Source organism: Photobacterium rosenbergii, from assembly GCF_003026455.1.
Taxonomy (GTDB): Bacteria; Pseudomonadota; Gammaproteobacteria; order Enterobacterales; family Vibrionaceae; genus Photobacterium; species Photobacterium rosenbergii.
The window spans coordinates 682158-695545 of record NZ_PYMB01000001.1 but is presented as its reverse complement, the minus strand read 5'-3'; the positions used below and the strand labels follow the sequence as shown (position 1 = coordinate 695545).

Here is a 13388-nt window from a genome sequence, read left to right as displayed (position 1 = left end):
TCAGTAATGCCTTAAACCGTGATACTGCGAGAAAGGAACTTGTACGCCGTTGTCTGCAGTAGTATCGTTGTCTGGAAGATAATATAACTCTCACGGTGGGGCATAAATAGACGGATTTATCTCTAAAACATGCCTATTTGTATCGATGTGGTCTGGTGGGTATGGCGATGAAAAGGGATAAAATAAAACAGTTGGTAGAAAAGCGTATTACTGAAGATGGTATGGTGGAAACAGGCATTAATGGTGTGCGTATTTTTAAAGTAACTAATGCTATCCCTTGTGCGCCAGCGGTGTATGAGCCTGCTGTGATAGTCATATTAAGTGGAAGAAAAGAAGCAATACTCGATGGTGACAAATATATTTACGATAACAGTCAGTACATGTGCTGTACTGTTTCAATGCCTGTTGAAGCAGGAACGCCAGAGGCTTCGCCCGAAGATCCATTATTGGGTATTTATATCTCCCTTGATACCAAAGTAATGACCGAGTTGGCGATAGAAATGGAAAGTGCGGGTGGCGCAATTAAGCTTCCTAAAGGCAACTCACAACCCCAGGGGCTTTCGCTTGCTAGTTGGGACGATAGCTTTTCGGATGCTCTATTACGGTTACTTCAGCTAGGAGAGGATATGATGGATATATCAATCCTTGGCGAAAGCCGTTTGCGAGAGTTGTATTATGCCGTTTTAAAAGGCGATGCCGGCATTTCAGCTAGAAGATCCTTCGGTATTGGCAACGAAATCGCGCGATCCATTCAGTACCTATCTATGAACCTCAAAAAGAATGTCACGATTGATGAACTCGCTTCGTTAGTTGGTATGAGCCGCGCCGTATTCCACCGTAAATTCAAACAGGCCACCAGAATGTCACCGATTCAATTTATGAAAGCAATGCGCCTAAACAATGCAGCAATGAGGATTGCCGCAGGTATGAATGTCAGTGAAGCGGCTATGGCAGTAGGCTATGTAAGCTCAACACAATTTAGTCGTGAATTTAAGCGGTTGTATGGCCAATCGCCGAAAAAATGGAGCCAATCAAAAGATCTCCTTGAGAGTATTGCATAGTTCTACACTCTGCTGAAAAGATAAATGAACAATCAAAAGGCGAACTAATGGTTCGCCTTTATCGTTTTAGGCTTAGATCATACTTCTGATTTGAGTAATGGTCGTTGCAGCATTTTGGTAATCAATCGGTAGTTGAATAACGCTATCTGAGTTTTGCATGATTAGCGATGGAAAACTATTTCCACCAATTGAGCGGGCAAAATCTATTTCATCTAATAAACGTTGATGATTCTGCTGTGAAAGAAACTCCGCTTCGAATTTGGCCATATCTAAACCAATGTTTTGACCTAGACTGAGCAAGACATCGTTATCGCTGGGGTTTTTGGCATTCAGATAGTAGTCCTCTTGAATCGCATTTAACATTGCGAGCTCAGCACCTTGCGAGCGGGCGGCGAGAATCGCACGGCACGAAGGGTAAGTGGAACGCCGAGGTGTATTGTTGGCCCAGAAATCATAATTGAAGCGGGTGCCTAAGTAGTCTTCGATTTTCTTCCAATAAGACATAATCTGCTGTTGCATGATCTCGGGCATAGGTACGTCAGAATCTGGGGCAAGGCCACCAAGGACATAGACGATTTCCACCTGATCAGTAACGGCTTCGGTGACTTGATCCCATGTTGGCTTATATCCCCAGCACCATGAGCACATTGGGTCGTAAACGTAATACAGTGTTGCCTTTGATGAGGGCATAGTCTTTCCTTCCTTGGTTGTCGTCGTGCTAATAGAAAAAATGGACAAACCGAAGTTTGTCCATTTTTGAAAGGTTAGTCCAAATTATTTTGGGCTATTAAAAGCATTACGCTTTAAACCTTAGTCTTCCATGTAGTTCTCGATGCTTGGGCAAGAACAAACAAGGTTACGGTCACCAAACACGTTATCGACACGGTTCACTGTTGGCCAGTATTTCGAGTCTTTGGTTTGTGCTGATGGGAAGCAAGCAAGTTCACGGCTGTAGCTGCGGTTCCACTCTGCGTCCATCATGTCAGCCTGGGTGTGAGGGGCGTTAACTAGTGGGTTGTCTTTAAGATCCCACTCGCCATCTTGAACACGGGCAATTTCGTGACGGATAGCAATCATGGCTTCACAGAAACGGTCTAGCTCAGCAATGTCTTCTGACTCCGTTGGCTCAATCATTAGCGTACCCGCGACTGGGAACGACATAGTTGGCGCGTGGAAACCGTAGTCCATTAGACGCTTAGCAACATCTTCTTCCGAGATACCCGATGCTTCTTTGATTGGACGGATGTCGATAATACATTCGTGTGCAATACGGCCGTGTGTACCACGGTAAAGCACTGGGTAGTGCGGGCGTAGACGCTCCATTACGTAGTTAGCGTTCAGGATTGCTAGTTTGGTTGCTTCAGTCAAACCTTCTTCGCCCATCATTGCGATGTAAGCGTAAGAGATAGGCAGAATTGATGCAGAACCAAGGTCTGCAGCAGAAACCGCATATTGTGGTTGGTCTGCTTCAGTGTTCTCAACGTGACCCGGTAGGAACGGAGCAAGGTGAGATTTAACACCGATAGGACCCATACCTGGACCGCCGCCACCGTGTGGGATACAGAAGGTCTTGTGCAGGTTAAGGTGAGAAACGTCAGAGCCAATGAAGCCAGGGCTAGTTAGGCCAACCTGTGCGTTCATGTTGGCACCGTCAAGGTAAACCTGACCGCCAGCTTCATGAACAAGCTCACAAACTTCCTGTACAGCTTCTTCATATACACCGTGGGTAGAAGGGTAGGTGATCATGATGCAAGACAGGTTGTCACGGTGTTTTTCGATCTTCGCTTTAAGATCTTCAACATCGATGTTGCCCTGATCATCACAGCCAACAACCACAACTTTCATTGAAACCATTGCCGCTGATGCAGGGTTAGTACCGTGCGCAGAGCTTGGGATCAAACATACATTACGGTGTGAGTCGCCATTAGCTTCATGGTAGCGCTGGATGGCGATAAGACCTGCGTATTCGCCTTGAGCGCCAGAGTTAGGCTGTAGCGAGAATGCGTCGTAGCCAGTGATTTCACAAAGCATCTTAGACAGGTTGTCTGCTAGTTCAGCATAACCTTTCGCTTGGTCTGCTGGTGCGAATGGGTGTAGGGCACCAAACTCAGGCCAAGTAACAGGGATCATCTCTGCAGCAGCGTTTAGCTTCATGGTACAGCTACCTAGCGGGATCATGCCGTGAGTTAGCGAGTAATCCTTGTTTTCCAGTTTCTTCATGTAACGCATCATTAGCGTTTCACTGTGGTACTGGTTGAACACTGGGTGAGTCAGGTACTGGCTGGTACGGCGGCAGCTCTCAGGAATTGCTGCAAACTCGTCGCTGGCGATATCAGCTGTGAACATTGACGCTTTCAGGTCATCGCCGCTGAATAGAGCGAGTAGCTCTTCGATGTCGGCAACCTTAGTGGTTTCGTCAATGCTGATACCTAGCTGTGAGTCGTACTTACGTAGGTTGATGCCAGCATCTAGCGCCTTGTTGTAGAACTCAGTGGTTTTCTTGCCGGTGTTCAACGTTAGGGTATCGAAGAAGCTGTCATTAGCCAGTTCGATGCCTGAGTTGCGAAGACCAGCAGCAAGAATCGCTGTTAGGTGGTGTACACGGCGGCCGATTTTGCGTAGACCTTCAGGACCGTGGTATAGCGCGTAGAAGGCTGCCATGTTGGCAAGTAGCGCCTGAGCGGTACAGATGTTAGAAGTCGCTTTCTCACGGCGGATATGCTGCTCACGCGTCTGCATTGCCATACGAAGTGCTTGGTTGTCACGGGAGTCTTTAGACACACCGATAACACGACCTGGCATAGTACGTTTGTGCTTGTCTTTAGTTGCCATGAAGCCAGCGTGTGGACCACCGAAGCCCATAGGTACGCCGAAGCGCTGTGCCGAGCCGATAACCACGTCTGCGCCCATTTCACCTGGTGCTTTAAGCAGGGTAAGGGCAAGCAGGTCTGAAGCCACTGCAACCAAGGTCTTCTTGGCGTGTGCAGCTTCGATAATGTCTGTTAGATCTTGTACGTTACCTGTAGTACCAGGGTATTGAACCAAAGCACCGAATACATCGTGCTGGTCAAGATCTTGGATGTCACCACGGATGATCTCGATACCGATGTAACCGGCACGAGTCAGGACAACATCAACTGTCTGTGGGTGCAAGTCGTTAGAAACAAAGAACGCCTTGCTCTTGTTTTTGCTAGCGCGCTGGCACAAGGTCATGGCTTCTGCCGCTGCTGTTGCTTCATCAAGTAGGGAAGCGTTAGCCAGTTCCATGCCCGTTAGGTCCATGATCACCTGCTGGTAATTAAGCAGTGATTCTAGGCGGCCCTGTGAGATTTCAGGCTGGTAAGGAGTATAAGCAGTGTACCAACCTGGATTTTCCAGAACGTTACGTAGGATAACGTTTGGCGTAAAGGTGTTGTAGTAACCCTGACCGATAAAGCTGCGGTTGATGATGTTTTTGCTGGCGATAGCTTTCAGAGAGGCCAGCATGTCCGCTTCGCTTTGTGGCAGGTCGAGCTGCATTGCCTGTGGTAGGCGAATTGCTGCCGGAACCGTTTCATCGATTAGCTGATCGACGCTTGATGCGCCAATGGTTTCCAGCATGATTTTTTGTTGTGCCGAATCCGGGCCATTGTGACGACCTGCAAATTCTTTATCGTCACTTAGAGCATTTAGAAGAGTCATGTCGGTCATGGTTCTTTCCTGAACAGTTACTACCTATTGCATTGAGCATATTGCAATAGTTTAGGGTCATCGAGTTGTTGAGCGAATATCTGTGTTAAATGGGCTTTCAGATGATTTACCCGAAAGCCCAGCTCAATTAGTCTTCTTCGATGGTTGCTAGGTATTTTTCAGCGTCGATCAGGTTAGAGAGTTCCTCTACATCCTGAACCTTGATTTTAGCAATCCAGCCGCCTTCGTATGGTTCTTCGTTTACAAGCTCAGGGCTGTCTTCCAGCTCTTCGTTAACTTCAACGATTTCACCCGTAATTGGTGCGTAGATATCAGATGCGGCTTTGACTGACTCAACAAGAGAGAAAGACTCGCCAGCTTCTGTTGAATCACCAACTTCTGGTAGGTCAACAAATACAACATCACCAAGCAGCCCCTGAGCGTGGTCAGAGATACCCATAGTGATAGTGCCGTCACCATTGTCTCGTACCCACTCGTGGCTTTCAGCGAACTTCAGTGTATTTTCCATTTGTAACTCCTTGCGCAATCTTTCCGCAGATTTTATTAGTTGTTTCAGCGACTGGCTTTACCAGCCGCTAGGTCAAAATAAGTGTTAGACAGTTTTATCGTTCAGCTTATTGGTAAAGAGGGAAGCGACTGCAAAGCTTCTGAACTTGTTGCTTCACTTGCTTCTCAACGGCGCTGTTGTCTTCTGGGTTTGCTGCCAAACCATCAAGTACATCGCCGATCCACTGACCAATTTGCTTAAATTCTTCTGCACCGAAACCACGGCTTGTGCCAGCTGGTGTACCAAGGCGAATGCCTGAAGTCACCATTGGTTTTTCTGGATCAAAAGGTATACCGTTTTTGTTACAGGTAATGCCTGCACGCTCCAGTGCTTCTTCAACTTGGTTGCCTTTTAGGCCTTTCGGACGTAGGTCAACCAACATCAAATGTGTGTCGGTACCGTTAGTGACGATATCGCATCCGCGAGCTTGCAGTACTTCGGCCAAGACTTTCGCGTTGTTGATCACATTCTTGATATATAACTTAAATTCAGGCTCTAGCGCTTCACCCAACGCTACCGCTTTACCAGCAATAACATGCATTAATGGACCACCTTGAAGACCAGGGAAAACCGCAGAGTTGATCTTCTTATTGATATCTTCATGGTTGGTTAGGATCATGCCGCCACGAGGGCCTCGCAGTGTTTTGTGCGTGGTTGTTGTAATAACGTGGGCATGAGGGATTGGGCTAGGGTGCTCGCCAGCAGCGATAAGGCCAGCAATGTGCGCCATATCAACCATTAGGAATGCGCCAACTTCATCAGCGATAGCACGGAACTTAGCGAAATCAATTTGGCGAGGAATAGCTGAACCACCAGCAATGATCATTTTTGGCTGGCTTTCGATAGCAAGCTGACGAACCTGCTCGTAATCAATTTCACAAGTCTCTTTATCTACACCGTATTGGACGGCATCGAACCATTTACCAGAGAGAGCTGGGCGCGCACCGTGCGTTAGGTGGCCACCTGCATCAAGAGACATACCCAAAATAGTGTCGCCTGGTTGAAGCAGGGCTAGCATTACAGCGCCATTGGCTTGTGCGCCTGAGTGAGGCTGAACATTGACGTATTCACATTGGAAAAGCTGCTTAGCGCGGGCAATAGCGATGCGTTCTACTTCGTCGACATGCTCACAACCACCGTAGTAACGGCGACCTGCATAACCTTCAGCATACTTGTTAGTTAGACAGCTGCCTTGGGCCTGCATGACCGCTTTAGAGACAATGTTCTCTGATGCAATCAACTCGATCTGCTGGTTCTGGCGTGTGAGTTCTGCAGCAATGCCTGCGTTGACAGCGCCATCAACCTCAGCAAGGTGGGTTGAGAAGAACACTTCTAAATCGTGGTTTTGGTATGAAGCTTTCATTTCACGTTATCCTCTAATCGCGCTCTTAAGAAGGTCATCCCTTGTTCCGAGCCAAAGCGTGTATCGTTGTTATGGATAGTTGTAGTTACACGTTGCTGAATACCAGTAATACGCGTTGAGTAACGTATCACCCTAACAACTGCATAACATGCCTTATTATAGATAGCCGATTAAACGAAAATTTCCAATAGTGGAACATCATGTACTTTAGTAGTCACAATCTTACGCAAACGTTTGCCTTTTGCAAACTAAATTTCTAATATGATGTTAACTTTTTTCTAAAGAGTCGATGGCTGTCAACTGTATTAAAAAGGTTAAAATTGTATACCAGCCCTTGTAACGCAAGGGATTATGATGTTCTACAACGCATTGACAAAGGATTTGTGATTGACGTAGTTATGCAGTTTTAAGTGAGATTCAATGCGAGGGGAGTTATTGATTTTTGCTCTGTTTCCTTTTGGAAACTAAATTTCAAATATGATGCATTGGTCATATTTTTTTTATCGATGCGCTTTTATGTTTCCGAGTTGCTATGCCAGAATGAAGTAAGTGTCGTTACCAGGGAGGGAAGTAATGAGTGACGAACAACAGGTTGATGTCTATCCATCAATGACCGTCGTAAAAGAGTTTGAGTCAGACAAGGCAGATAAGATTGAGCCAATGCAATTAGGAAAGCGGCTCAAAGAAATCCGTATGGCCCACGGCCTGACGCTAGAGGAAGCCAGTAAACGTACAGGTCTTGCTCGCTCTACACTGTCTAAAATTGAAAACGAGCAAATTTCACCGACATTTCAGGCGATGCAAAAGTTGGCTGGTGGCTTAGAGATTGATATTCCACAGCTTTTTGCACCACCTAAGCAACTTAAAGCAACTGGGCGTAGGGACATTACACGCAAAGAGCAGGGCAAGCCACACCCTACAACAACCTATGAACATGAGCTGTTGGCAACACAACTAACTAACAAGAAGATGATGCCTTTTAAATCAAAAGTGCGAGCACGGGCTTTTGAGGATTACTCAGATTGGATTCGTCATGATGGTGAAGAGTTCTTGTTGGTTTTGGATGGTGAGATCACTTTCTATTCAGAGTTCTATGAGCCAGTGAATTTAAGCGAAGGGGATTCTGTTTATTACGATGCCAACATGGGTCATATGCTGACATCGGTCAGTGAAGACGATGCTTTGATTTTGTGGGTCACAGCTTCGTAAGTGACCTTGTCACTTTTTGATGTGAAGAGCGAGCGGCCAAGAAATTGTTTTGATCAATAAACAGTTTTATCTGCTGTCTTTTCGCATGGTGATTGAATGCCAATATTATGGTTGCTGATTGTTAATCTTATTGAGTGTTTTAACAATTGGTGGCTGGGTACTTAAGAAGAGGAGCTTATTGTGAGGCTCCTTTTATTTTGAAAAAGTGTTAACCCAAGATTATTTACCTATGGTTCAAATGTGTGATGTGGCACGGTTTGAATGATAGGAAACTTTGTTTACTATAAGAAACCATGTATAACATGGTTGTAACAGCTGATATGGAGTATCGCCGCATTGCTCGCGGTGTATGGAGTAAAATCGTATGTCACAAGAATTACTGGTAACACCACTACACGCACTACACATTGAGATGGGCGCCAAAATGGTTCCTTTCGCTGGTTATGATATGCCGGTTCAGTATGCGCTAGGTGTACGTAAAGAACATATCCATTGCCGTGAGTCGGCTGGTCTATTCGATGTTTCTCACATGGGGCAACTTCGCCTGCACGGTGCAAATGCAGCAAAAGCCATTGAGGCTCTTGTACCTGTTGATATCATCGACCTGCCTGAAGGCAAGCAGCGTTATGCGTTCTTCACAAACGAGCAGGGTGGCATCCTTGACGACCTGATGGTGACAAACTTTGGTGATCACCTGTTTGTCGTTGTGAACGCGGCATGTAAAGAACAAGACATTGCCCATATCAAAGCGCACCTACCTGAAGATGTCACACTAGAAATCATCGAAGACCGCGCCTTGCTAGCACTACAAGGTCCTAAGGCGGCACAGGTTTTGGCTCGTTTGAACCCAACTGTTAGCGACATGATTTTCATGGATGCTGCAAAAGTTGAATTGATGGGTGTTGAGTGCCTAGTTAGCCGTTCTGGTTACACTGGCGAAGATGGCTATGAAATTTCAGTACCAGCTGATAAAGCAGATGCGCTAGCCCGTGAATTGCTTGGGCAAGAAGAAGTAGAGTGGATTGGCCTTGGTGCTCGTGACTCGCTTCGTCTTGAGTGTGGTCTATGCCTGTATGGTCATGATATTGATACGACAACAACGCCAGTTGAAGGCAGTTTGTTGTGGGGTATTAGCAAGCCTCGCCGTGCCGATGGTGAACGTGCTGGTGGCTTCCCTGGTGCTGACATTATTCTTGAGCAGATCAAATCGAAAGATGTTGCTCGTAAGCGTGTTGGTTTGATTGGTCAATCAAAGGCACCTGTACGTGAAGGTAGCAAGTTGTTTGATGCTGATGATAATGAAATCGGTATTGTTACCTCTGGTACTTTTGGCCCAACGAAAGGTGCACCGGTAGCGATGGGTTATGTCAAAACAGACCTCGCTGTGATCGGCACTGAGATTTTCGCTGAAGTGCGTGGCAAAAAGCTACCGATGACAGTAGAAAAAATGCCATTCGTTCCACAAAACTACTACCGTGGTTAATGAAGTAACCGTCAGTAATGCATTGATATCCTAAGATTTCATTGCATATCTCTAAAGGGGCTATCTAGGCCCCTTTTTTTGTCTCAAAGTCAGGTTGGAAAAGTACGCTGAAATCAACTTTGCTTTAAGTAAGGCGATGCCAACTAAGCAGGGGTTGATATGCAAAAGGGTTGCTTACTTAAGAATCGTGCTTCGAGATATATCTCGACGGTTGCTTTTACGATGGTAATGTCATTCAGTGTGTCCGCCGAATCTTTACTGATGGGGTTTGACGAGTATATGGATAGGTGCATGTCTTCTTTTGGCCAAGACAAGGTTACCCGATCCGTCTGTGAGAATCAGTACAAGGCCATTGAACAAAAAGAGCAGGAGATTTTTGCTCAAACCAATGATTTAAATAATGAGAATTGGCTCGAAGAAAATAAAACTGATGAGAAGTTGAGTGAAAAAAATTAATAGCTAAATATCACTCGTTAATAAGGGATATTTGTTGGGTTAATCATTTTTATTAATTCAACAAATATCTTCTAATCACGCCTTATCAATTCTGAACACAACCTGTCTGATGGTAATATTTATTTGTAATTTTACATTCGTTGTCAGCGCCTTTTAAGCTGCTTGTTGATGTCTTAATGTTTTATTTATCTAAAACAGTGTCTTATGTTGATTTCTCGTTGTTTCAGACGTCTGGCTAATCTATCGGCTGTGATTTAACTGTTCAGCTTATATTTAGCCGATAGGCGTACTATCTCTAAGGTAAATTAATCAATTAATGGAAGCTATTTTATCCTTTGCTTCTTAAGAAGCATCAGGCTTTCATTAAACCTTGTGAGTATATGGTTATGCGGCATTATTTGACTAAGTTTCCATTGTTTGTACGTGAGCAATTAAATATGCGAGAAATGTTATTCGAGATCCTGTTAGCGATCGTAGCAATAGCAGCGGCAATTGGCTTGTTTACCGCTGCTGTAATGGCCTAGTTCTTTGATTCTCCCTCTAGCGTCACTGTTGGTAGCATGACGCAGACTTCAACACCCAGATTATCTTTACGATTCCTCAGTAGAATCTTTCCTTGATGATAGTCAGTAATCAAGCGAGCGATGAACAGCCCAAGCCCTAAGTGAGGTTTGCTTTGCTGGTTTTGAGTACGAACGGATACCATTGAGTTCAGTAACTGATCGCCCATATTTTCCGGAAGCAGTGGACCCTTATTACTGACTATCAGATAAGCTTGGTTATTTTGTTGTGACAATGTCACGCTGATCGGTTGATCATTTTGGCTAAAATCGACGGCGTTTGAAATAAGCTTGTCGAGTAACTGGGCCAAGTAGTCTGGTGCGCCATCAATCATGACAGGACGTGTTCCTGTATCCACACTAAACTGTTGGTTTTCATAGGCCATTTGATAGCCCTGCATGCAGCCAACAACCAACTCGTTAAATGGGAATATTTCTTTTTCCGCGCCTTGCAGGCTTTGTTCAATCCGTGTTGCTTCTGTCATGCTCGACAAAATAGTATTTAGCCTTTGAACGCCTTCCTGCGCTCTATCTATGTAGCGCTTAGCGTCTTCGTCTTGCTCGTGCATGGCGAGGTTTTCAATGGAAGACCGAACAACTGCGACAGGCGTCCGTAATTCATGGGACAGTCGAGAGGAAAGGTTCTCGAGATAATGGTTATATTGGCCCAGTCGATTAACCATACCCGCCAAACTACGGCTAAGATCGCCAATTTCATCACTGTTACTTGCCGCAGTGATCGTATGTTGAATCTTCCCTTGGCTATCGATGGCACTTTCAGCTTCGTTTCTGAGCCTTCGTATACGACGAGAGATATTTGAAGCAAACAAGAAGAGTGTAACTGTACCAACTACAATAATGGCGAAAAGTGCATTGAGTAACTTCTCAAGGGCTCGGTTACGCAATGTCTGGATGCCAATGGTCGACTCTTCTGCGACTACTGCACCCATTACGTTGTCACCTAGCCAGATCGGGTAGGCGGCAGCCAATATCATTGCGTTGCCATCACTTGAACGACGCCAATGTGAATAGCCTCGACCTTGTAGTGCTTGTGAGATATGCACGCCTTCAACTTTGGCTGCATCTTTTAGCGAGTCCTGAAATTCAGTAGGTTCGTTGATGAGGTAGCGATAGTAGAGGGGGTGAAGCCACTTTTGTTCTAATGCTGCCCACCAGGAATCATTGTCATCGCTATATTTTACCGATGATGACCATACGCCATTGGAATCTTGGATATCGCCTGTTTGGGCTAATATGCGCTGGTGCCGGTCTATTACCCAGATACGAGAACTTGTATGATCCATACCTTTGAGGATATTTTCGATCTCTGGTGAAGGAATAAGTACGGTGCCAAGCTTGCTGAGTTGGTTGGTATTTGAGGTACCAATAATCGTCTCGATCTCGCGGTTGCTGGTGTTGTTAACATCATAAAAGGCAAAGCCAAGTTTGCTTCCTAACATTTCCAGAGGAATACGCAGTTCGATGTTGTAGCCACTGTCGGTAGAATGCCAATACCCCTGTATTTGGCTTTCGAGGGTCAAGTCAGCGGGGTTGGAAATATCCCCATTTATTTGCCAGGCATTAAACCAACCGTCTTCATATACAGAGATGACATATCGTTGAAAATCACCGTTGGGCGTTGTCATGGCAATGATCATATGGTCGTTACGGTCGACCCTCGATGATCCTTTCCTTCGTAAGACAGGCTTTTTGTCATTCACTTCAAACATCGCGTAGAGGTAACCCTCATATTTACCGACCATATGATTGAAGTGAATGCTGGTCCTTTGATATGGCCATCGACTAAATTGAACATATTCACGGCTATAGTGGACTACCTGCTCGGAGTAGTCCGCCCAATCATTGATTTGGCCATCAAGTTTTATTGCTGATGTCAGTTCGTAGGCATATAAATCACGCCCTTTTTGTACCGACTGTAGAAAGCTAGCTTGGTCGCTAAATAGGTTAGGGCGCTCATTGAGTGCAGTTGCTACAGCTCTTGTAGTCCCCACCAAGGTTTGCTCCTGGCCTTGGCGAAGTAACTTTTCCATCTCGAGAATGTAGTTATAGCCAATCCAAGGTAAAGTCAGAAGCAAACATGCAATTAGGGTGATTTTTGAACGTAGGCCAAATGTTGGCTTGAGTTTTGGTCGTTCGAAATGTGTTAATTTGGTTTTTAATCTTGTGAGCATTAAGACCCCCAGCGGTAGCCCATGCCATAAACGGTATTGATGCAGTCGAAATTAGTGTCAAACTGCATGAACTTCTTACGGATACGCTTGATGTGTGAAGTGATGGTACTGTCATCAACCACAACCTGGGCTTCATCCATTAAATCATGCCGGCTTTTCACATGGCCGGGACGTTTGGCAAGGGCATAGACCATCCAAAACTCGGTCACTGTCAGCTCTACAAGGTTTTGTCGCCAGAATACCTGCATCTTATTTTTGTCGATGGACAGATCCCCATGCTGAATAAGATCGACTTTCTCAGTCGGTTGTTGCATTAAATCACTACGACGAAACAAGGCTGCAATGCGGGCAATCAAATGTGGCAGGCTGATATCCTTAGTGAGGTAGTCGTCAGCTCCCATGCGTAATCCACATACCGTATCAAAATCGCTGTCCCGTGCTGTGAGAAAAATGATAGGCAAGGTTGGTGATAAGGCTCGTAGAGACTGGCAAAGGGTAAAACCACCATCAATTTCATCCTGCAAGCCAATATCAATAATGGCCAAATCTGGCAGTTCATTTTCGAAGGCTAGTTGTGCGTCTGGGCGGTTGTCATAACCTTGGACATCGTAGCCATGCTTTTTTAGTACATCGATGTAGTTTTCACGGATGGCTTTTTCATCTTCGACAATGACAATTTTTTTCATGGCTTATTACCTATACTGCCGGCGGTAGAATATTGTGAACAGTGTTGATGCTGTGACTATACAACAATCTAGCTGATAGAAAAGGCTTGTAGAGGCAATCGGGTCAATTGCCATTTTTTTGCCACAATTGATCATGACATT

General features: G+C 45.3%; 10 protein-coding genes. 4 read left to right on the top strand and 6 right to left on the bottom strand.

All coding sequences use genetic code 11. From position 1 onward, the window contains the following. Positions 1-167 precede the first annotated feature (167 nt). Positions 168-1061: an AraC family transcriptional regulator gene (locus C9J01_RS03345; protein ID WP_107296679.1), complete on the top strand. Its 894-nt coding sequence runs from the start codon at positions 168-170 to the stop codon at positions 1059-1061. Positions 1062-1133: 72 nt separating this feature from the next. On the opposite strand, the gene C9J01_RS03340 is transcribed toward C9J01_RS03345, so the two are convergent. From C9J01_RS03340 to C9J01_RS03325, 4 genes are all read right to left on the bottom strand, one after another. After that, positions 1134-1751, bottom strand: a complete 618-nt coding sequence (locus C9J01_RS03340; protein ID WP_107296678.1) for a DsbA family protein — start codon at positions 1749-1751, stop codon at positions 1134-1136. A 120-nt stretch (positions 1752-1871) separates the two neighbouring features. After that, positions 1872-4751 carry an aminomethyl-transferring glycine dehydrogenase gene (gene gcvP / locus C9J01_RS03335; protein ID WP_107296677.1) on the bottom strand — a complete coding sequence of 960 codons (2880 nt, stop codon included), beginning with the start codon at positions 4749-4751 and terminating at the stop codon, positions 1872-1874. A 127-nt stretch (positions 4752-4878) separates the two neighbouring features. Beyond that, positions 4879-5259, bottom strand: coding sequence for a glycine cleavage system protein GcvH (gene gcvH / locus C9J01_RS03330; RefSeq protein WP_107296676.1), 381 nt, complete (start codon positions 5257-5259; stop codon positions 4879-4881). Between the two features lie 106 nt (positions 5260-5365). After that, positions 5366-6661 carry a serine hydroxymethyltransferase gene (locus C9J01_RS03325; protein WP_107296675.1) on the bottom strand — a complete coding sequence of 432 codons (1296 nt, stop codon included), beginning with the start codon at positions 6659-6661 and terminating at the stop codon, positions 5366-5368. Between the two features lie 573 nt (positions 6662-7234). On the opposite strand from C9J01_RS03325, the gene C9J01_RS03320 reads away from it, so the two are divergent. The 3 genes from C9J01_RS03320 to C9J01_RS29580 all read left to right on the top strand — a co-directional run bounded on the left by C9J01_RS03320 (position 7235) and on the right by C9J01_RS29580 (position 9809). After that, positions 7235-7870: a helix-turn-helix domain-containing protein gene (locus C9J01_RS03320; RefSeq protein ID WP_107296674.1), complete on the top strand. Its 636-nt coding sequence runs from the start codon at positions 7235-7237 to the stop codon at positions 7868-7870. 364 nt (positions 7871-8234) lie between these two features. Next, positions 8235-9353, top strand: a complete 1119-nt coding sequence (gene gcvT / locus C9J01_RS03315; RefSeq protein ID WP_107296673.1) for a glycine cleavage system aminomethyltransferase GcvT — start codon at positions 8235-8237, stop codon at positions 9351-9353. Between the two features lie 291 nt (positions 9354-9644). Beyond that, on the top strand, positions 9645-9809 hold the full coding sequence (locus C9J01_RS29580) for a hypothetical protein (RefSeq protein WP_158264483.1): 165 nt from the start codon (positions 9645-9647) through the stop codon (positions 9807-9809). A gap of 520 nt (positions 9810-10329) precedes the next feature. On the opposite strand, the gene pdsS is transcribed toward C9J01_RS29580, so the two are convergent. Then, positions 10330-12561, bottom strand: a complete 2232-nt coding sequence (gene pdsS / locus C9J01_RS03300; protein ID WP_107296670.1) for a proteobacterial dedicated sortase system histidine kinase — start codon at positions 12559-12561, stop codon at positions 10330-10332. Further along, positions 12561-13247 (bottom strand): proteobacterial dedicated sortase system response regulator, encoded by a 687-nt coding sequence (gene pdsR / locus C9J01_RS03295; RefSeq protein WP_107296669.1) that lies wholly within the window; start codon positions 13245-13247, stop codon positions 12561-12563. The genes pdsS and pdsR overlap by 1 nt, the downstream gene beginning before the upstream one ends. Positions 13248-13388 lie beyond the last annotated feature (141 nt).

Excerpts from the sequence above, each read along its gene's own strand:
- C9J01_RS03340 (WP_107296678.1), bottom strand. The coding sequence starts at position 1,751 with ATGCCCTCATCAAAGGCAACACTGTATTACGTTTACGACCCAATGTGC.
- gcvT (WP_107296673.1), top strand. The coding sequence starts at position 8,235 with ATGTCACAAGAATTACTGGTAACACCACTACACGCACTACACATTGAG.
- C9J01_RS03345 (WP_107296679.1), top strand. The coding sequence starts at position 168 with ATGAAAAGGGATAAAATAAAACAGTTGGTAGAAAAGCGTATTACTGAA.
- C9J01_RS03320 (WP_107296674.1), top strand. The coding sequence starts at position 7,235 with ATGAGTGACGAACAACAGGTTGATGTCTATCCATCAATGACCGTCGTA.
- gcvH (WP_107296676.1), bottom strand. The coding sequence starts at position 5,259 with ATGGAAAATACACTGAAGTTCGCTGAAAGCCACGAGTGGGTACGAGAC.
- gcvP (WP_107296677.1), bottom strand. The coding sequence starts at position 4,751 with ATGACCGACATGACTCTTCTAAATGCTCTAAGTGACGATAAAGAATTT.
- C9J01_RS03325 (WP_107296675.1), bottom strand. The coding sequence starts at position 6,661 with ATGAAAGCTTCATACCAAAACCACGATTTAGAAGTGTTCTTCTCAACC.
- C9J01_RS29580 (WP_158264483.1), top strand. The coding sequence starts at position 9,645 with ATGTCTTCTTTTGGCCAAGACAAGGTTACCCGATCCGTCTGTGAGAAT.
- pdsS (WP_107296670.1), bottom strand. The coding sequence starts at position 12,561 with ATGCTCACAAGATTAAAAACCAAATTAACACATTTCGAACGACCAAAA.
- pdsR (WP_107296669.1), bottom strand. The coding sequence starts at position 13,247 with ATGAAAAAAATTGTCATTGTCGAAGATGAAAAAGCCATCCGTGAAAAC.